Source organism: Paenibacillus sp. GCM10027630 (assembly GCF_042676305.1).
Lineage (GTDB): Bacteria > Bacillota > Bacilli > Paenibacillales > NBRC-103111 > Paenibacillus_S.
Map to the genome: position 1 here is coordinate 175,617 of NZ_JBHTGY010000026.1, position 20,817 is coordinate 196,433.

Genomic DNA, 20,817 nt, shown 5'->3' on the forward strand with positions numbered 1-20,817 from the left:
ATGGGGGGGACGGTTGTGAGAGGAAACGTAGTGAAGAGGCCGCTAGAGGGCATCCTTGTTCTTGATTTCAGTCAATTTCTGTCCGGTCCTTCCGCGGCTCTTCGCTTAGCCGACTTGGGGGCAAGGGTAGTTAAAATCGAGCGGCCGGAAGGCGGCGACATTTGCAGAACGCTGTACATTTCCAATCTGGAGCTGGATGGAGACAGCACGCTCTTTCATTCCATCAACCGGAACAAGGAGAGCTTTGCCGTTGATTTGAAAAATCCCGAAGATAAGGCGGACGTGAAGAAATTAATCGGTAAGGCGGATGTCTTGATCCAAAACTTCCGTCCAGGTGTGATGGAAAGGCTGGGATTTCACTATGATGCAGTCAAAGGATTAAACCCGGGAATCGTCTATGGAGAGATTACCGGTTATGGTCCAATGGGCCCTTGGAAGGATAAACCGGGACAGGATCTGTTGGTGCAATCCTTATCGGGCTTAACCTGGTTAAATGGTGATCGGGATCAGCCTCCTATGCCCTTCGGGTTGGCCGTGGCGGATATGATGGCCGGTGCTCATCTGGTGCAAGGGATATTGGCGGGACTTGTCAGGAGAGGCATACACGGCGCTGGCTGCCAAGTGGAAGTTAGCCTGCTGGAATCGACACTTGATTTTCAGTCTGAGGTGCTAACCACCTATCTCAATGACGGAGGTGTACAACCGAAGCGGGCAGCGATGAATAACGCGCATGCTTATTTGGGAGCTCCGTACGGCATTTACGAAACGGCGGACGGTTATATCGCTTTGGCTATGGGCTCTGTCACGGAGCTCGGCACGCTGCTGAACTGCCCGGCATTAAGCCGGTTTGAGAACAGCAAGACATGGGTTGACCGGAGAGATGAAATAAAAGGCATTATTGCAGCTCATTTAAAAACAGCTTGTACAAGGGAGTGGCTGAATCAGTTGGAGCCTGCGGAATATGGATGTGCCGATGTTTTAAGATGGGATCAATTGCTTGAGCATGACGCATTCCAAGCCTTACAGATGGTACAGACGGTATACCGCGGGAATGGAAGTGCTATGAGAACAACACGCTGCCCGATTCGCATCGATGGCGAAATTTTCACGTCACCCAAAGGCTCCCCGACAATCGGAGAGAATAATGGGACAATCATAAGCTTAATGAGAGAGGTGGAAAACCAATGACACAGTTTAATGTAAACCAAAGACCCCATCAAGATCTGCCCCTGTTTAACACGGAACAATGGATGTATGAGGAGTTCGAGGTCGGGTCTAAAATACGCTCCATCCGCCGGACGATTTCCGAAGGGGAAAGTATGCAGTTCAACGCACTTGTGATGGATCTGCATCCTTATGTTGCTGACGAAATGTTTGCCAAAGAGGAAGGCGTGTTCGGGAGAAGGTTGGTGGCGGGAGCTCTAGTGTTCAGCATGGGGTTAGGCTTAATGGCGCATAACAATATCCATACGTTCAGCTACGGATACGATAAGCTGCGCTTCATCAAACCGGTGTTTATCGGCGATACGATCTACACCGTCCGAACCCACGTGGAGAAAAGGCCGAAGTACACCGAAATGGGATTAGTCCGCGTCAGCTATGAGGTGTACAAAAATGAAGGAGAGCTGGTGCTTTATTGTGAGCATCTGCAAACGGTGAAATATCGATACCCGGAGCAATGGCAGGATCAGGTTGAAAAAAAATGATCAGGCCGAAAAACAGGCTCAAAACGGAAATCAGTGCTTGACGAAGTTATTCGATCTCGTTTCCGTGCCGTGTCCATCTCAGCGCTGAACAAAACCTTAAGAACGGCAATGAGAGCGCACTCGACTTTATTCGAATGATTTAATTGAATATACTGTCGATTAGTCCGGTTGACCGCAGTGGAATATTCGATTCGAAGCGATCGACTCTTCCCACGTGGGGTTCAACCGACCGCCATGCAGTGCCATAACGCCTGCCCGGGATACGCGAGCCAAAAACCTGCATCTATACATCCTTTTGGCTTGCATATCGGCAGTCATCTTGAATTCATGCGAATGTGCAGTTATTTTTTCATTCTTAGCTGAACCGGAGCGTTTACCATGAAAATGGATGTACTTTTGCAGGTTTGTTCTCTCTACAGCAATTCCGATAGGAAAATAACTGTGTATTTGCAGGATTTTGTGAGGACAGATGGTCGGAGTAGGATCAAGCACTGATTTTGAGGTTAAGACGGGAAAACAATAATACAACACGGAGGCAGGAATAATGGGCAGCCAGTCGATTTTTTTTGAGCAATACGAAACGGGTTCAGGCAGGGAGACGTCCGGACGCACAATTACCGAAACGGATATTGTGATCCATGCGGGTCAAACTGGGGATTTTTACCCCCATCATATGGATGCGGAATGGTGTAAAACCCAGGAGTTTAAACAGCGGATCGCACACGGCACATTAATCTTCAGCGTAGGGATCGGCATGACCGCAGGCTTGATGAATCCGGAAGCCTTCTCTTACGGATATGACCGCTTACGGTTCATCAAGCCAGTGTTTATCGGCGACACGATCTATGTGAAAGTATCCGTCAAAGAAAAACGGGATTACCCCAAGCGGCCGGAATATGGCGTTATCGTGGAGCTGGTAGAGGTGTTCAACCATCAAAAAGAATTGGTTATGGTGTGCGAGCATCTTCTACTGGCTCGAAGAGAACATTATTTATCCGATGGGGATGGAGTACCCAAAATCGTATCGTAAAACGTTTTGGAGCTTTGAAAAAAAGCTTCAATCGTTTGTTTTACGAGAGTGAAGTTTTTGGATCGCATAGCTTCATAGATTAAGAATCGGTGCTCTATGCTATTATCGATTGCACCTGGCACATTCAGCAGCTTGATGTTCGATTCTCTGCGCAGATGAACGATCGTTTGCATTAATTTACCGTAAATGCGGTTTCCGGAAATTTCGCCCATAAACAAATCGTATTCATCCAGGTAGCTCAAGAAAAGCTCAGGCGCCTTTTTATTTTTGGCGTTGCGCATAAAGTTTAGCCTGGCTTCCATTGCAGCGAAATGCTCAGGTTTGGCATGTTTAGAGGCCTCGAGGTAAACCTCGGATTCGATTAATTTTCTGGCGGCATAAATTTCATCCAGGTTGTTGATTTCATTATGAAAGAGCCAGGTGATGGCATCCGCTGGAATGGGCTCTTCCTGATTATTAACGAAGCTTCCCTCCCCGGCTTTAATGGTTATCATTCCAAGCAGCGACAGCGCTCTGAGAGCTTCACGGATTCGTCCGCGGGTTACTTGAAACTGTATGGCAAGGTCCCGTTCATTGGGAAGCTTTGCCCCAGGCATAATCTGGCCTGAAGTGACCAGGTGGGCAATTTGCTCCATGACTTGTTCGGTGACGGTGATTCGTTTGACAGGTTTAATTTCCAACATTGCTACCTCCTTCGTCCGGATCACGGATATTATAGCATAGTTTCCACTTGTGCGGGATTCGACCGATCGCCACGCAGCGCCACAACGACCGCTCAGGATCTACGGGCTTTGGAAGAACGGCTTAAAAGTTGAAAAAGCAGCGGTTTAAGGCTAATTGCAAACGAATTTGAAAAGGGTGATGTAAAATGACGGATTGCCAGATCCCGGTCAAGGCCATCGTCCTCCATGGCAGGGATAATGTAGCAACAGCTTTATTGGATATGTCGAAGGAAACCGTAGTTTCTTTTACGGAGCAGGCACATTCTGTGGTAACGCTGCTGGACGATGTACCGTTCGGTCATAAATTTGCTTTAATCGATCTGCAGAAAGGCGAAAAGATATTCAAATACGGAGTTCCTATTGGAAAAGTAACCCATTTCGTGAAAACAGGGGAGCATGTACATCTGCATAATTTAGTTACACTACAACGGAAGGAAGAGGCGCGATGAAAGGATTCAAGCGAGCGGATGGGAGAATCGGTATCCGCAATCACATCGCTGTTATCTATACTGTGGAATGCGCTCACCACGTTGCTGACAGTATCGCTAGAAGCGTTCCAGGTGCGGAGGTATTCGGCTTTGCCGGCTGCTATTCGGATCCGTATGCCTTTCGAATGCTGGTGGAGTTGGGTAAACATCCGAATGTTGCGGGAGTCATCGTGGTTCGCCTTGGCTGCGAAAGCACCGATGTAGATGCTCTGGTGAAGCAAATTTCAGCAAGCGGCAAGCGGGTGGAGCTCATCATCATACAGGAGGCGGGAGGCTCCTTGAGCTCCATTCATCAAGGCAAGGCACTTGCTGCCGAGATGGTACGGCATGCTCATGAAGCTCCAACGGTGGACATGGCTCTTAGCGATCTTGTCATCGGAGTGGAGTGCGGCGGATCTGACGCCACCTCGGGTATATCTGCGAATCCCGCTGCCGGTTGGGCGGTTGATTACTTTGTTGATCAAGGGGCGACCGTTATATTCAGCGAGCTGCCGGAACTGCTTGGCTGCAACGATTATTTGCTAGAGCGGGTTGCCGATGAGGCTATTAAGCAGCAATTATTGGATGGTTTGGAACGAGCGAACGAGCTGGGCAACAAGCTGGAAGCTTTCGCCGTTTCATCAGGCAATGAGCAAGGAGGGCTGACCACCATTGAGGAAAAGTCACTAGGTGCTTTATGCAAAGCGGGAACCAAGCCGATCAACGGCATTATTAGACCGGGACAGCGGCCCTCTCGGCCTGGGCTATATTTACTGGATAAAGTGGGACGGACGGATTCTCAGCTATCTACCCATTACGAAGAGAATGACAACGACGGGCTTGTAACGTTAATCGCCTCAGGTGCCCATATCCTCTTGTTTACAACAGGCAGAGGAAGTGTGGTAGGGTCAGTGGTTTCACCAGTCATTAAAATTTGTGGTAATCCGGTCACTTGCCGGAGAATGGCAGATAACATGGATATCAAGGCAGGCAGCATCATTGAAGGAACTCGAACAGTAGCAGATATCGGGCTGGAGATTGTAGAGAAGGTCGCTTTAGTTGCAGATGGAAAGCCGACTCAGGCAGAGCTGCTCGGGCACAAGGAGTATTATATCCCTTATAAGCCAAGTAGAGCCTGTGAGCTTGTATAAATGGAACATCCATAACCATAATGATAACGTGAAAAGAGGGACACATATGAACAATCAGGGGAAAGCTGTTGAAACGGATGAATTGCTGGCACGATTTTCGAACATTTATAATGGAGCCATTTCCGATACGCTGGACCAACTAGGCTACAGGGATCAAGTTCTTCCCAAAGAGCTGACGGGTTTAACGGCGGATGCCGCATTTTGTGGGACGGCACTTACCGTAAACGGCGAAGGAACCCATTCCAAGGATACGGATGTAGCCTTCGTTCCTTTGTTAAAAATGCTTGGCGACGTACAAAAAAACAATGTTGTCATTGTACAGCCTAACGACGACATATGCTCGCATCTTGGCGAGCTGGCTTCCACTACGATTAAAGCCCGCGGGGGTGTTGGTGCGGTCATCTACGGTGGCGTACGCGATACTGATTACATTCAAAAGCTGGGACTGCCTGTGTTTAAACTGTACTCGACACCTGTCGATATCGTCGGCCGTTGGTATGTGAAGGAATATAATGTGCCTATCCGTATCCAAAATGTGACCATACAGCCTGGAGATATTATAAGAGCGGATAAAGACGGAGTGGTCGTTATCCCCAGAAGCATTGCCGAAGAGGTCTTAATCAAGTCGGAAGAGATCATGAACACGGAAAATAACGTCCGCAATGATGTAATGAACGGTATTCATCCATTAGAATCCTTTTACAAGCATGGTTGGTTCTAGCATACCTAACGACATGACCCAAGAGGGGATCATGCTGTATAGCGTTATTCCCTGGGAAATCCCTACAAGCCTAACCGGCTCCGATATTTTATAGGGCTTGCCGACATATGCTTGCTGAATATTTTGGAAAATTGCAGCGGGTCCTCGTAACCAACCGATCTGGCAATATCACTGATGCTTAAGCTCGTGTCGGTCATCAGCTCGCAAGCTTTGCGCAGCCTATATTGGACTAGCATACGATGGGGCGAGTGGCCTAGATGCTGCTTGAAAATGCTTGTTAAATACCGCCGGTCTATATTCAAATGCTGAGCCATATCCTGAATTTTAATATTACGGGTGTAGTTGGTATACATATACTCTAAGGCTTGCTCCATGTAGGCTTCCTGTTTATTATTACTGCCTGTATGTTGTGGGGAAACCTCCTGCTGACCGGATGCAAAGAGCAAAGAGAGGAGAATAAAAAGGAAGCCTGTCCGTTTCATCTGGATTCCTGGAGAAATCTCCGCCTTCGTTCGGTTTAGCTCAGCAAAGCATTCTATTAATTGTTCATCCGCGTCATAGTGAAATACCGGGTTATTCCGACTCAGCCCCATGAGCTCCAAGCTGCGGTCTATTCCTTCTCCCTTAAAGCCAACCCATGAATAATGCCAAGGATTGTCCATATCAGCCTTATAATAAAAGCGAACTCCAGGTCTTATCAGAAAACCGCATTTGCCGGAAAGGGAGTAGGTTCTTCCTTCCGTTTCAAAGGTACCTTTCCCACTATGAATATAGTGGATTAAATAATGATCGCGCAAGGCAGGGCCATGCACATGGCCGGGTTTGCAGGCGGACTCTCCGCTGTAATAATAATGAAGTATCATCCCGTTACTGATGGGTAGATCGAGCATGTCAATACACCTCATAGCTATGATTAGTTATTCCAATTTACCATATATTCGCGACAAATTGCCATATATGTATGTACAGATAATCCCTATAATATGGATCATAATGGTTTAGTGGATTAATTAATATAACCTTTTTGACATATGGAAGGGAGCTTGAGAGATGACAATGCTGGATTGGCAGGAGCTAGGCTGTGGAATATGGAAAACAGTTGTTGGAGAACAGCAGGATTTTACACCTATGTCATGGATGTCGCGTGAACCGCTTTTCGAGGCTTTGGAGCAAATGCAGGAGACTACGCTCCCTTTTGCTATGAGTGATATTCAATTAGAGGCAGTAGGCTCTTCGCGTATTTTACGTCTTCCCCTTCAGGAGGATGAGAAGCTGTACGGTTTGGGTTTGCATTTTATGAAAATGAACCATCGGGGAAGAACGCGTTATTTACGTGTTAACAGTGACCCGAAGCAAGACACAGGGGAGACTCATGCACCTGTTCCCTTTCTCGTTACAGACCGGGGTTATGGTGTGCTTGTCAACACTTCCCGAATCGTAACGGTACATTGCGGTTCAACGGTCAAGCTGAATGAAACGGCATTGGAAAGGGTGAAGGATCGGAACAATGATCGGAAAAGCTGGAAAGCTACCCCTTTATCGGACTACATAGAAATTGTATTGCCTCAAGAAGGCGCTGAGCTGTACCTTATCGGGGGACCTGGCTTGATGGATGCGGTCCGAAGATATAATTTGCTATGCGGTGGCGGGACGCTTCCTCCTAAATGGGGGCTTGGTTTTTGGCATCGGGTTCCGACGTTGTATACCGATAAGGAGGTTCAGGAGGAAGCTATGGAGTTTCGGAATCGGGACTTTCCATGCGATGTCATTGGACTGGAGCCCGGCTGGCATAGCAAAAGCTACCCGGTTACCTACGAGTGGGCCAAGGAACGATTTCCTGAGCCCAAGAAAACGATTGATGCGTTGACTGAGGCTAGATTTCGTGTGAATTTATGGGAGCATCCTTATGTTTCACCGGAATCCAAGCTCTATGAACCATTAGAACCCCTATCGGGCAGCTATTCGGTTTGGGGAGGGCTTGCACCGGATTATTCACTGCCTGAGGCTCAAAGGTTATATCAAGAGCAGCACTTGCAAGAGCATGTTAGTCTTGGAGTTTCCGGATACAAGCAAGACGAATGTGATGGAAGTGAACTAACCGGCAATTCCTGGATGTTTCCTTCACACACTCAGTTTCCTTCCGGCCATGACGGGGAACAAATGAGACAGATGTATGGCCTTATGTTTCAGAAAATGACCGATGATTTATTCAGGACTCAAAACCGCCGTACATACGGGCTTGTGAGAGCATCTAATGCTGGGGCTTCATCTATGCCATATGTGCTGTACTCTGATTTGTATGATCATAAACAGTTCATCCGCGCCTTGTGCAATTCGTCCTTCAGCGGATTGCTGTGGACTCCTGAAGTACGACGCGCCTCGAGTGCGGAGGATTGGGTACGCCGTATGCAGGCGGTATGCTTATCCCCTCTGGCTATGCTGAATGCTTGGGGAGATGGCACGAAGCCATGGTCGTATCCTGAGGTAGAGCCTATCATTCGACATTACATTAAGCTTCGTATGAGATTGATCCCGTATCTGTACACGACATTTGCCCAATACCGCTTCCAGGGTATTCCTCCATTCCGTGCCATGCCGTTAGTTATGGATATGACGGAGGGGTTCACGGTTAATGAAACCGGGAGGGCGCTTAACACAACAGATGGAGCTTATGGGAAAAAGACAGAGAAGCTATGGGATGATCAATTTATGATTGGAGACAGTCTTCTCGTAGCCCCGATGTTTGCGGGAGAAACGACTCGGGAGGTGCTTCTTCCCAATGGGGGATGGTTCGGTTTGGAAACGGGTGAGCGTTATGAGGGAGGACAGGTCATCCAGGTCGAGCCTGGCTTGGAGCAAATGCCCATCTTCGTTAAAGAGGGAGCCATCCTGCCTACCATTCCAGCACATGCTCATGCCCAACTGCCTGGTGAAAAGGTTCAGCTGCACCTCGTTCATTTCGGCAATAAACCAGGCCAAGCCCTATTATATGATGATGATGGGGAAACCTTCGATTATGAAAAGGGAGACCGCTGCTGGGCACAACTTGAAGTCCACGGTACAGGGAATTCTGTGGATCAAGGGAATGAAGCTTTTGAAGGGAAGCTCTCGGAAGGATTGGAAGCTCTCTTTAGCTTCAACCAAGTGAAATGGACCTTTGGTGCAAGCCGATTGCCGGAGGAATAAATATATGAAATGTGAAAACAACCAAGCTCCATGAGGAGACTTGGTTGTTTTTCATGCGTTACGTCAAGGCCCCGTTAAAGAGCTGCCGTTAAAACCGCTTATCTACTATTGGGCTGATGCTATCGGTTGTCTTACAATTTTTACTTCGTAGAATGAAATTTTGTTAGAAACAATATATTCAGGTATTTCTCTGCCATGTGCATGAGACTCCTTGAATGCGTCACTGCGGGTCCAGGCTTGAAAATGTTCTTTTTCCTCCCAACGAGTAACTACAGTAACCTCATCATGCTCGCGTGTGTTCTCAGTTAAAAGAACCTCCAGACCTAGAAAGCCTTCCATATATTCCACTTTTCCTACTTTGTCGAACCTTTCAATCAGCTTGTGTGCATTACCTTTTGTAATTTGGGATGTGTTAGTTATGATGATCATTTTAATTCCTCCTATTATTTTAAAGTTTTAATTGGGATAATAATGGGGTATGTATCTACAAAGGTTACTTTGGCTTCGATATTGTATACGTCTTCTAGAAAATGAGAAGATATGATCTCGCCCGGTTTGCCTGTTACTTTGATTTTCCCATTCTTCATTGCGATCAAATAATCACAGTAACTGGCAGCCTGCTGAAGATCGTGAAGCACCATGACTATCGTGATCTTAAATTCCTGATTAATCTTTTGGAGCATCTCCATCACATCTAACTGGTGGGCAATATCCAGAAATGTGGTAGGTTCATCAAGCAGGATGATAGTTGTTTGTTGTGCCAATGCCATGGCAATACGTGCTTTTTGCTGTTCACCTCCAGATAAAGTATGGAACATGCGGTTCTCATGTTTTTTAGTGCTTGTAACTTCCATGGCCCAATCAATGATATTTGTATCATCGGACGTTATTCGGTCGAATAGCCGCTTGTAAGGAGAACGGCCATACGTAATTAGCTCTCTTACTGTCAGGTCAGGAAGCGAATGCTTGGATTGAGTAAGCATGGCAAGCGTTTGGGCAAGCTCCAATGTTTTATACTCCTTGACGGGCTTGCTATTGATGAGAACATTTCCCTTATCGGCTTGGAGCAGCTGTGTAATTATTTTTAATAAAGTCGATTTTCCAGAGCCATTCGGGCCCACTATTGCCGTAACTTTCCCGGCTGGAATCGAAACGGATATATCATGAAGCTGAAAGGAGCCTACATGAAGCTCAATATGCTCGGTCTGAATAGATGTCATCACATGATTCTCCGTTTCTTTAACAGATATAAGAAGAACGGGGCGCCCAAGCCAGCCAGCAATATACCGACAGGAAGCTCAATGGGATCAAACCATGAACGAGCTATCGTATCTGCGAGGACAACGAGTGTGGCTCCACCCACGATAGATAGCGGGAGTAAATAACGGTAATCCTCTCCGGTAAGCAGACGTATTGCATGAGGAACCACTAAGCCGACAAATCCGATTAAGCCGGCAACACTGACGGCAACCCCTGCTAAAAGTGCCGCTAATAAAATAATCATCAACCTGTGAAACTCAACCTTTTGGCCAAGCAGCTTGGCTGAGTCATCCCCCAACAGCAGCAGATTGGATGATTTAATTGAAAATGCAGACAATAGCAGACCAATGATTGCATAAGGGGCCATGAACTCAAGATGATGCCAGCTCCGTCCGCTCAGTCCGCCTGCCAGCCAAGGAAGTACAGCTTGAACCCGGTCACTGTAAAGGACCATAATTCCATTCATAATGGCCCCTAACAAAGCATTGATCGCAACACCGGCAAGAATAATTTTTAATGGCGATGCTCCTTTATCCCAGGCCAGACTGTAAATGATAATAGCTGTGATAAACGATCCTGCGAAGGCTAGAGCAGGAAGCAGATAGCTGAATTGCGGAAGTACAATCATCGCTATGATAGCTGCAAGTCCTCCGCCGGCGGAGACACCGATAATTCCAGGATCGGCTAAAGGATTCTTCATAACTCCTTGAAGCAGAGCTCCGGAAGCAGCCAGGCAAGCTCCTGTTAATAGGCCGATCAGCACTCTCGGCAGTCTCAAATTCATAATGATTTTTTCATGAATGGGCTCACCGCCAGATGTGAACACTGCCCATATTTCCTTGAACGATATAGGAACCGAGCCATAGGTTAGGCCATAAAAGGCTACAATAAGGAGGAGAAGAGGAGCGGCAACTATAACCAGCTTTCTTCGGGAATTTCGCTGCTGTATATTCATCTTCTCTTCACTTCACACCTTGAAGCAGCTTATTCATCATATCGAGCGCTTCAATTACCTTAGTACCTGGATTCGTACCGAACAGATCAGCAGGCAGAATTTCAACTTTGTTATTTTTTACGGCGTCCATACTGCTCCAGGCTGCATTCTGCTGCATTTCTTTTAGAAATCCATCCTTCACCTTTTCCGGATTCCCATGACTCATGATCAAAATAAGCTGCGGATTCGATTTCATAATTTTTTCTGTATTTAACTGGGCATATTGCGGATAATTATCCAGCTTGGGATAGTCGGCAGCAATATTTTCTCCCCCTGCGGAGGCCAGCAAGCTGCCACTCAAGGAGTTATTTAAAGCAGCCATATACGTTCCTGGAGCTCCATAGACCATTAAGACTCTTGGTTTAACTGCCGATTGATTTGTTTTCAATTCTTTCAGTTTTTGATCAATGGCTTGATTCAATTGTTTGGCTTTGTCTTCCTTTTGCAGCATTTGACCGAATAATTGAATTTGCTTCATTACTTCTTCAATAGAATTTGCGTTAGTTAAAACCATTTTAGCGCCTATGCCTTCAACAGCAGGTATATCTTTGGTATTTAACGGATTATTGCCTAGCACAACATCAGGACTAAGAAACGCTACTTTTTCCAGATCCATGCCGTGTGTTGACCCGACTTGTTCCACATTTCTGGCTTCCGGTATTGAAACAGGGCCGACTGCGGTCGGTCTGCCCACCAGTGTACCGCCTAGAGCATAAACAATATCCATCTCACCATTGCTCAGAGCTACAATTTTTTGCGGTACGGCAGTGAAGGTTACATTGCGGTTGGCGAAATCTGTGATAGTTACAGCCTTAGAACTGGATTGAGCTTGAACGGAATTGATGGTGCTGGTCGTATTAGTTGCTGTTTGACCACAGGCTGTTATTCCTATTAGTGAAAGAGCCATGAGGATAAAAAATGATTTCTTCATAGGAGTTCTCCTGTATCGGTTAATTATTCATATTGATAATGAATATCATTACTAAGTACTATTAGAATGATAATGAATATCATTATTGATGTCAACGTAAATTTTGGAAATGATCTGGAAGGCTTGTTTTTGAGTAATTTTTGAACGATTTTTACTTGAAGTTAATAAAAATGGGTTGACAGTTTTCAGGAACATAAGATATTATCTACTCGTAACTGTTATTTACTCCCTAATTATTACCATATCGGGCAAGGAGGGTGGAATGGCTTAGGTTTAGTGTGTCCAAAAGCAGCGCGGGAAGCGACATTTTTTTTAATATAAAATGAGAATTATTATCGATTATCTGTATTTTTTCATTGCTCAAAAAGGTTTGTGTGTGGCTTTCAAGTTGGGGTAATGATATTTTTTTTGATATTTAGTGAGAATGATTATCGTTATTGTTACATACTGGTTTAAAATTTGCTTTAAAGAAATTGATGGAGGAAAACACAAAGTGAAAACATGGCTAGCCGTTCCAGCTTTAATATTTACGTTATTACTTACGCTCCTTGCACTGCCAGGGGCGCATGCCGCTGCCACATTGTCTGATGGATCTTACACTATAGATTACTCGGTTAAAAAAGCAGAAAATGATTCGGTTTCTATGGCCAACGATTATTTCGAGAAGCCTGCCAAAGTATTTGTCAAAAATGGTGAAACGACTGTACAGCTCCAAATGAATCACAGCAAATGGATTACCCTATTTAAGGTGCCTGCTAATGGAGGCTTTGCAGATGCTCCTGTACTAAGCAGCGATAAGGCTGAAGACACACGAGTAGTAAGCTTCAAAGTGGATGACCTATCCAAACCCTTACTTTCGAAAATTCATGTTACAGTCGAGTCCATAGATTATGACCATGACTATACGATTCGTTTTGTATTTGATGATAAAAGCATCAAGAACGTAGGAACGAGTGATTCTGCTGCTACTGCACCGGCTGACAAGGCAGCTCCGGCAGCCTCAGCAGCAACCGGCGCAAGCAAAGCTGTGGAGCCTGCCTCGAAGCAGCAGCCGACAGCTGTTGTTAAGGCTCCGGCTGCGGAAACGAAGAGCACGTCTGCAGCAGCAGCTTCCAATGCGGATAAAAGCAAGGCTGCAGTTGTGAATCCACAAACAGGCGACAAGGCGCCTGTCACTATGCTGATCATTTTGCTGGCTGTATCAGGTATGTTCCTTGACTACAAATTTAAGGCAAGAAAGTCCAAGGTATAATCCCGGATACAAAGAGTACCACCTAGAGAGAAAAAACTTAGGTAGCAATTATCAGACTTTATAAGCAGAAGGAGAGAAACATATTGAACAGGCAATTCAAGAAAATGATGTCGAGTTTACTCATATTTTTTGTGTTATTGGCGGGGATTCCGTTACCGGCTGCTATGGCGGCGGATAGTCCCGTTGTTAATCTAACATCCACTACAAGCTCTGTTTACGGTGGAAATAAGCTAAATACGGTATGGCAGTCTATTGGAAATATAACGAACAGCGTTTATCAAGAGGTCTATGGGTATGAAGCCAAGATTTCTTTGGACCCTAGTAAACTGGAAATAACTAATGCTTCTACGCAAACCAAATTCAATACCCCGCAAAAGTCAGAAATTTCATCAGGCAACTATAAGTTTACAATTGATTTGAAAAATATTAATTCGCCTGTTGTTATTACTACAAGCAACGTTAACCTTTTAGGATTAACTATTCAGACTAAAGCAGTGACACAAGCAACTACAGCTACAATTACTGCAAGTGATATTTACATTATCAATAAAGACGGAAATAAATTAAAGGTTGCGGATGTTTCCTTTACCGTGACAATTAATCCAGCAGGAAATAAAGATCAATTGAAGGCGTTGGTTGCAGAGGCAGGAACTGCAAAAGAAGGGATTTGGAACGGACAATATCCGGTTGGTTCCATGACAGCATTTACAACAGTTTTAAATGTATCCCGAAATCTTATTAATGGTAATGAGGCCTCGCAGGGACAAATAGATCAGCAGTATGCAACTCTGCAAGCAGCTTATACAGCATTGCAAGCAAATGTGATTACAATTAACCCTGTTCCGACGCTAGCTGATGGAGAATACAGTCTAGGCTTTATCATTTATAAAGAGCTATCGAATGATCAATCGGTTATGTACTCATACGTTGATCCTAATAGTGGAAAGTTAACTGTTGAAGGAGGCAAAAAGTACGTTTCCTTCACATTGAAGCAAAATAAGGAAATTTTATCATTAAAGACAAAACAAAACGGTGTTTTGGTTGAAACGGATAAACAAAATGTGGACACCGTTAACAACACAAGGGTAGTTAAATTCGAAGTTGCCGATTTGACTAAACGAATGGATGGATGGGTTAAAATTTATTGGGATTTAGGCCAATCTATTGGAATTTATGACAATGAGTACAATATTGAAATTGGCTTTGGCAATATTGGCTTGGTGCAAAAGGGGCAGCTGAATTCAGTTATTACTGATGCTCAAACGAAGCATACAGCAGCAGTTGAGGGTGCAGCAAATGGCCAGTATCCAACAGGCTCTAAGGCTACATTGCTTACGGCAATCACAGCAGCACAAGTAGTAGCATCGAATGCAGCAGCAACACAAGCGCAGGTAGATCAAGCAGTAACGACGCTGCAGGCAGCGGTAACGGCGTTTACTACTTCAGTGATTACCGTTGGCTTAGCAGACGGCCAATATATCATTGATTTTGCAACGCTTAAAGAAGCAGATGATACAACTTCAAGCATGAACAATTACTTCCTGAGACCAATTAAACTAAATGTCCAGCAGGGAGTAAAGAAAGTATCCTTTACATTGAAGGATAGCAAGACAGTATCGAGTTTGAAGACAGAAAAGAGCGGTGTTCTTACCGAAACCGCGATACTGAGCACCGATATAACCGCCAATACAAGAGTGGTAGAGTTTGAAGTAGCAGAATTAAATGCAATTTTAAAAGCTCGAGTGCATGTATCGACTACTATGCCTAATGGCACACCTTATGAGATGGATCACAACATTCGCTTGAAATTTAATGCAGCAAGCACTGCAGTCAATGTAACTGCTTTAAATGCACTCATTTCCAACAGTCAAGCGAAGCACGACGCTGCTGTAGAAGGAACAGCGGCTGGACAATATGCAGTTGGATCGAAAGCTGTACTGCTTACTGCCATTACAACAGCACGAAACAAAATTTCGACTGCAGCAGTAACGCAAGATCAAGTCAATCAAGCGGCAGTTGCACTGCAAGCTGCGCTGACAGCTTTTAATGCGACAGTAGTTGGCGGGTATGATATTGGTTTTAAAATTTTTAAGGCCAATTCAGATGAAGCATCGGTTATGTATGACTATGTAGATAAAACAAGCGGTAAACTGGCAATAAAAAATGGGAAAAAATACGTATCCTTTGTTTTAAATCAAAGTGCGGAAATACTGAGTTTTAAAACAAAGCTGAATGCAAGCTCATCATTAGTTGAAACAACAACAGTTAGCACCGATGCTGGGACTAATAAAAGAACGGTTGAATTCGAAGTTGAAGATTTAACTAAAAAAGTAGACGGATGGGTGAAGATTTACTGGGTGCTGCCTGCTCCAATCGGCATCTATGACCACGAGTATGACGTTCAAATTGGATTCAGTGACTTGCCTACGATCCCTGAATCTGCAAATAAAGCGGCACTGAGTGCTCAAATCTTAAATGCGCAAGCAAAGTATGATGCAGCAGTTGAGGGTGCAGCGAATGGCCAGTATCCAACAGGCTCTAAGGCTACATTGTTTACGGCAATCACAGCAGCACAAGCGGTAGCATCGAATGCAGCAGCAACACAAGCGCAGGTAGATCAAGCTGTAACAACGCTGCAGGCAGCAGTAACGGCGTTTACTACTTCAGTGATTACCGTTGGCTTAGCAGACGGCCAATATATCATTGATTTTACGACGCTTAAAGAAACGGATGATGCAACTTCAAGCATGAACAATTACTTCCTGAGACCAATTAAACTAAATGTCCAGCAGGGAGTAAAGAAAGTATCCTTTACATTGAAGGATAGCAAGACAGTAACGAGTTTGATGACAGAGAAGAGCGGTGTTCTTACCGAAACTGCGATACTGAGCACCGATATAACCGCCAATACAAGAGTGGTAGAGTTTGAAGTAGCAGATTTAAATGCAATTTTAAAAGCTCGAGTGCATGTATCGACTACTATGCCTAATGGCACACCTTATGAGATGGATCACAACATTCGCTTGAAATTTAATGCAGCAAGCACTGCAGTCAATGTAACTGCTTTAAATGCACTCATTTCTAACAGTCAAGTGAAACATGATGCGGCTGTAGAAGGAACAGCGGCTGGACAATATGCAGTCGGATCGAAAGCTGTACTGCTTACGGCAATTACAACAGCACGAACGGTGGCTTCGAATGTAGTAGCAACACAAACTCAGGTAGATCAAGCTTTGGTAACATTGCAAGCAGCTATCGATGCATTTAATGCTGCAATTATTACAATCATACCTGATGGTGTATATCCGATCGACTACAAAATCTACAAAACGAGCACCAATGATGCCTCAGTTATGTACGACTATGTGGATAAAACAAGTGGTAAATTAACCATAAGAAATGGCAAGAAATATGTATCATTCATTCTAAATCAAAGCGCAGAAATTTTAAGCTTTAAAACTAAATTAAATACAAGCTCGGCATTAGCTGAAACAACTGTAGTTAGCACAGACGCGGCAGCTAATAAAAGGACGGTTGAGTTTGAAGTTCAGGATTTAAACAGCAAGGTAGATGGATGGGTTAAGATTTACTGGAACCTGCCTGCACCAATTGGTCTCTACGACCATGAATATGATGTGCAGATCGGATTTAGCAATTTGCCAGTCATTCCGGGTCCTGTAGATAAGACTGCACTAAATGCTCTTATTGCTGACACGCAAGTGAAGCATGATACAGCAGTAGAAGGGACGGCCTTGGGCCAGTATTTGACAGGCTACAAAGCTAAATTGAAGACTGCAATCGACACTGCTAAAGCTGTAGCTGATAATGTGCAAGCAACAAAGGAACAGGTTACCCAGGCTGTGACTGATTTAACGAAAGCAGTGGCTCTTTTCAATTCAGCACAGTATAAAGATTCCAACACTGTATTACCAGATGGTGATTACAAGCTGGATTTCAATATCTTTAAATTAGGTACAGATCAGATTTCGGTAATGCAGGGATACGTTGACACCACTAGCGGTAAATTACGAGTAGCTAGCGGGAAGAAGTACGTTTCCTTTACGTTAAATCAAAGTGAAGGAATTACAGGCTTTAAGACTAAGTTGAATTCTGCTTCTACATTAGCTGATTCTACAGTTCTAAGCACGGATACTGCTGCCGACAAGAGAACAGTTGAATTTGAAGTTCAGGATCTAAACAGCAAACAGAATGCTTGGGTTAAAATATTATTGGTTGGATTATACGATCAAGAATATGATGTTCAAATCGGATACAGCGGCATTAAGCTGGACCTCTCCAAACCAGCAAAAAATGGTGACTACAATGTGAGCTATGTATCCAAATCAACGGACCCTACAGCAGCTCCAATTAGCGATTATTTGCAACCGGAAGGCAGCAGCTTTAAAGTACAGGATGGCAAGAAAGTAGCTGTGTTGAAAGTTAAAAGCGGTGTAACGGTTTCTAAGATATCGCTGCTTAATCCAGACGGTTCTGTAAACAAAGAAATAACTCCAACAGTAAAGACTTCAGCTAAAGAATCCGGATTAGTACGTGTGCTTGCCCTTGAACCAACGACACAAAGCGTTGAGTTTGAGGCAGCAGATGATTTGACGGCTACTTATGCGATTCAACTGAAGAAAGATGGCAATGACGCAACAATTAAAGTTGGATTTGGTACGATTGAGCCTGTAACGACTAGTGTTGTAGTTACACCGACCCCAGAGAGCGGCGGAACTGGAGGCACAGGTGGTACTGGTGGAACGGGTGGTACCGGAGGCACTGGAGGTACAGGTGGTACTGGCGGCGGAACTGGAAACTATATAGCCGACGGCACATACAGCATAAATTACACTGTTTTAAAATACCAAACGGATCAAAAATCGGTTATGCAGGACTACGTTATTACTCCAGGCTATCTGACTGTTACAGGAGGTACCAAGTATTTCTCCATGACGCTAAAACAAAGCAAAGAGGTCACAGCGTTAAAAACAGAAAACAGCGGTTCCTTGACGGACGTAGAGGTAGTTGATAGAAACAATACCAACAATACTCGTGTTGTTAAGTTCCAAGTCCCAAATTTATCATCCAGGTTAAAAGGCTGGGTTAAAATCGACTGGCCGGAAATCAATTATTTCCACGAGTACGATATTGAGTTTTCCTTCGACCAATCAAGCCTTAAGAAGGTTAGTGCAGATGCAGCATTAGGCGGTGGCGGAGCAGGCTCGACAGTTGCATCATTGAAGGACGGCGAGTACGAGCTGAACTTTAATACATTGCAATATAAAAATAACCTGGATTCCAAATACAACGAGTTGATGGCACATCCTGCCAAGTTGATTATTAAGGATAGCAAGAGAAGCATTGCTCTTACTCTAAATGATCATAAGCTCATCGAGGATTTCAAGGTAGAAACGGAAAAAACAACTACTAATGGAGCAGATTCAAGTGCAGCAGCAACCGTAACCAAGTCAATGGAATCAGCTGCCGTAGAAAGCAAGAATGAAGAGACTAACACACGTGTCGTGAAATTTGATGTCAAAGATTTGACGGTGCCGATCCATGCACAGCTTGATCTTATCGTACCTCCGACCGAAGCAGAAGTTGAGCAAGCTAAGGAAGAGGCTAAGAAAGCGGCGGCTAACGGAGACGACAGCTACAGCGGAGTTCCTAAGAAGAAGATCGATACTGTTGATATTGATTTAGTATTCGACATCGAAGGATTAGGCAAAAAGGTTGAGGAGCAGCAAGCTACCGATCCAACTCCTACAACACCTCCTGCTGCCAGCACAAGCCTAAAGGATATTCAAGAGCATTGGGCAAAAGCATCTATTGAGCGTGCGGTTGGCCTAGGCATTGTTAACGGATATGAAGACGGTAATTTCCGCCCTGACGGGGAAGTAAGCCGTGCTGAGTTCACCGTAATGATCGGTCGCGCTCTTAAACTGCAAGGCAAAAAATCAGATCTGAATTATGTCGATCTTGCGAGCGTTCCAACATGGGCGAAGCCTTACCTGGAGGAAGCAGTTGGCGCGGGAATCATCAGCAGCTATGAAGATGGCACATTCCGTGCAGAGCGCAAAATCACACGTTCAGAAATTGCGGTAATGATCGTTCGGGCCTTGGGACTTCCAGTTGATTTGCAAGAAAGCTTGTCTTTCGCGGATGCTAAGCAAATCCCGGATTGGGCTTCCGCTCAAGTTGCGTCAGCAGCGAAGAAGGGAATTATCAACGGAAGAGATAACAATTTATTTGCTCCGAACGCAAGTGCAACTAGAGCGGAAGCTGTAACTTTGATTCTAGCTCTTCTAAATCACACCAAGTAAGCTGGGAATAGTTTTAAAAAAGGGATATACCAACTTGTAGGAACGAGGATGTCAGGCAGCTGGCGTCCTCGGTATTTTTTTGTTAAATAGAAAATATGCTGCGGGCTTTAAAGTTAAAGGAAAGGAGAGATTAACAAGAATGAACAAATGGATTAGTGCTGCAGCAGCAGCTTCCTTATTGCTTGTAACTATGGGCTGCTCATCGGGAAATGTAGGTACGAATGCGGCAAGCGCTCCGACAGGAGATGGCCAAGCAGCTAAGCGTGTAATAGCGACTACAGTAGCAGCAACTGAAATTATGGATGCGCTGGAGGTTGATTTAGTCGGTATTCCCAAGAGCTATAAGAAGCTTCCCGAGCGATACAACAGTGTTACCCAAGTTGGCAATCCAATGAGTCCTAGCATGGAAGTGGTTAAATCACTCGATCCATCCGAGGTTCTATCGGTAACAACCTTGGAGTATGACTTGGCTCCGGTTTTTAAAAATGCCAATGTAGAAGCCAAATTTTTAGATTTAACAAGTGTTGATAAAATGAACAAGGAAATTATGGAACTAGGAAATAAATATGATAAAACGAAGCAAGCGGAAGCTATTGTAAATAAATTTAACATCAAGTTGGCTCAAATCAAAAAAGATACAGAAGGCAAGAAGACGCCGTCCGTTCTCATTTTGCTGGGAGTGCCGGGAAGCTACCTGGTTGCGACTGAAAATTCCTATATTGGCGATCTTGTGAAGCTAGCTGGCGGTAAGAATGTGGTCCAAGGCGAAAAGGTGGAGTATCTCGCATCGAATACGGAATACTTGCAGCAGTCTAACCCAGATGTGATTCTAAGGGCTGCTCACGGAATGCCCGAAGAGGTCGTAATAATGTTCGACAAGGAGTTCAAGAAAAACGATATCTGGAAGCATTTTGAAGCGGTGAAAAACAACAGGGTGTACGACCTGGAGGAAGAATTGTTCGGTACGACCGGAAATTTGGCTGCTACGCAAGCGCTGGATGCTTTAGTGAAGATACTGTATCCATAAAAGGCATGGAATCATTTGGGCAGCAGCAAGTGGAGCAGGTATTTTAT

The 20,817-nt window shown here is 44.7% G+C and carries 16 protein-coding genes; 10 read left to right on the top strand and 6 right to left on the bottom strand.

Annotated features, from left to right (window positions below; genetic code table 11):
- Positions 1 to 15 precede the first annotated feature (15 nt).
- From ACFQ0C_RS12490 to ACFQ0C_RS12500, 3 genes are all read left to right on the top strand, one after another.
- Complete coding sequence (locus ACFQ0C_RS12490) at positions 16 to 1,188, top strand: CaiB/BaiF CoA transferase family protein (RefSeq protein ID WP_379367179.1); 1,173 nt, start codon at positions 16 to 18, stop codon at positions 1,186 to 1,188.
- A complete protein-coding gene (locus tag ACFQ0C_RS12495) occupies positions 1,185 to 1,706 on the top strand; it encodes a MaoC family dehydratase (RefSeq protein ID WP_379367181.1) in 522 nt (173 codons plus the stop codon). The genes ACFQ0C_RS12490 and ACFQ0C_RS12495 overlap by 4 nt, the downstream gene beginning before the upstream one ends.
- A 544-nt stretch (positions 1,707 to 2,250) precedes the next feature.
- Positions 2,251 to 2,736, top strand: coding sequence for a MaoC/PaaZ C-terminal domain-containing protein (locus ACFQ0C_RS12500; protein WP_379367183.1), 486 nt, complete (start codon positions 2,251 to 2,253; stop codon positions 2,734 to 2,736).
- On the opposite strand, the gene ACFQ0C_RS12505 is transcribed toward ACFQ0C_RS12500, so the two are convergent.
- A complete protein-coding gene (locus tag ACFQ0C_RS12505; protein ID WP_379367185.1) occupies positions 2,694 to 3,419 on the bottom strand; it encodes a FadR/GntR family transcriptional regulator in 726 nt (241 codons plus the stop codon). The genes ACFQ0C_RS12500 and ACFQ0C_RS12505 overlap by 43 nt on opposite strands.
- A 185-nt stretch (positions 3,420 to 3,604) precedes the next feature.
- Between ACFQ0C_RS12505 and ACFQ0C_RS12510 the strand changes: the two genes are divergently transcribed.
- From ACFQ0C_RS12510 to ACFQ0C_RS12520, 3 genes are read left to right on the top strand one after another with little or no spacing between them, the layout of a single operon-like run.
- A complete protein-coding gene (locus tag ACFQ0C_RS12510) occupies positions 3,605 to 3,907 on the top strand; it encodes a UxaA family hydrolase (RefSeq protein WP_379367187.1) in 303 nt (100 codons plus the stop codon).
- A complete protein-coding gene (locus ACFQ0C_RS12515; protein ID WP_379367189.1) occupies positions 3,904 to 5,076 on the top strand; it encodes a UxaA family hydrolase in 1,173 nt (390 codons plus the stop codon). Before ACFQ0C_RS12510 ends, ACFQ0C_RS12515 begins: the two co-directional genes overlap by 4 nt.
- A gap of 46 nt (positions 5,077 to 5,122) precedes the next feature.
- The gene (locus tag ACFQ0C_RS12520) at positions 5,123 to 5,797 is read left to right on the top strand and encodes an RraA family protein (RefSeq protein WP_379367191.1); all 675 of its coding nucleotides are present in this window, start codon (positions 5,123 to 5,125) and stop codon (positions 5,795 to 5,797) included.
- Positions 5,798 to 5,859: 62 nt separating this feature from the next.
- On the opposite strand, the gene ACFQ0C_RS12525 is transcribed toward ACFQ0C_RS12520, so the two are convergent.
- Positions 5,860 to 6,687 (bottom strand): AraC family ligand binding domain-containing protein, encoded by an 828-nt coding sequence (locus ACFQ0C_RS12525; RefSeq protein WP_379367193.1) that lies wholly within the window; start codon positions 6,685 to 6,687, stop codon positions 5,860 to 5,862.
- Between the two features lie 160 nt (positions 6,688 to 6,847).
- On the opposite strand from ACFQ0C_RS12525, the gene ACFQ0C_RS12530 reads away from it, so the two are divergent.
- Positions 6,848 to 8,983, top strand: a complete 2,136-nt coding sequence (locus tag ACFQ0C_RS12530; RefSeq protein WP_379367196.1) for a TIM-barrel domain-containing protein — start codon at positions 6,848 to 6,850, stop codon at positions 8,981 to 8,983.
- A 105-nt stretch (positions 8,984 to 9,088) separates the two neighbouring features.
- Here ACFQ0C_RS12530 and isdG read toward each other — a convergent pair whose 3' ends face one another.
- Genes isdG through ACFQ0C_RS12550 form a run of 4 tightly spaced genes read right to left on the bottom strand, consistent with a single transcriptional unit; the run spans position 9,089 to position 12,168 of the window.
- A complete protein-coding gene (isdG, locus tag ACFQ0C_RS12535; RefSeq protein ID WP_379367198.1) occupies positions 9,089 to 9,412 on the bottom strand; it encodes a heme oxygenase in 324 nt (107 codons plus the stop codon).
- A 14-nt stretch (positions 9,413 to 9,426) separates the two neighbouring features.
- Positions 9,427 to 10,203: an ABC transporter ATP-binding protein gene (locus ACFQ0C_RS12540; RefSeq protein WP_379367200.1), complete on the bottom strand. Its 777-nt coding sequence runs from the start codon at positions 10,201 to 10,203 to the stop codon at positions 9,427 to 9,429.
- Complete coding sequence (locus ACFQ0C_RS12545; RefSeq protein WP_258217183.1) at positions 10,203 to 11,198, bottom strand: FecCD family ABC transporter permease; 996 nt, start codon at positions 11,196 to 11,198, stop codon at positions 10,203 to 10,205. Before ACFQ0C_RS12545 ends, ACFQ0C_RS12540 begins: the two co-directional genes overlap by 1 nt.
- 7 nt (positions 11,199 to 11,205) lie before the next feature.
- The gene (locus tag ACFQ0C_RS12550) at positions 11,206 to 12,168 is read right to left on the bottom strand and encodes an ABC transporter substrate-binding protein (protein ID WP_379367202.1); all 963 of its coding nucleotides are present in this window, start codon (positions 12,166 to 12,168) and stop codon (positions 11,206 to 11,208) included.
- A 493-nt stretch (positions 12,169 to 12,661) separates the two neighbouring features.
- Between ACFQ0C_RS12550 and isdC the strand changes: the two genes are divergently transcribed.
- From isdC to isdE, 3 genes are all read left to right on the top strand, one after another.
- Positions 12,662 to 13,420, top strand: a complete 759-nt coding sequence (gene isdC, locus ACFQ0C_RS12555; RefSeq protein WP_379367204.1) for a heme uptake protein IsdC — start codon at positions 12,662 to 12,664, stop codon at positions 13,418 to 13,420.
- A gap of 83 nt (positions 13,421 to 13,503) precedes the next feature.
- Positions 13,504 to 19,743 carry an NEAT domain-containing protein gene (locus ACFQ0C_RS12560; RefSeq protein WP_379367206.1) on the top strand — a complete coding sequence of 2,080 codons (6,240 nt, stop codon included), beginning with the start codon at positions 13,504 to 13,506 and terminating at the stop codon, positions 19,741 to 19,743.
- Between the two features lie 139 nt (positions 19,744 to 19,882).
- Positions 19,883 to 20,770, top strand: coding sequence for a heme ABC transporter substrate-binding protein IsdE (gene isdE, locus ACFQ0C_RS12565; protein WP_379367209.1), 888 nt, complete (start codon positions 19,883 to 19,885; stop codon positions 20,768 to 20,770).
- Positions 20,771 to 20,817: the final 47 nt, after the last annotated feature.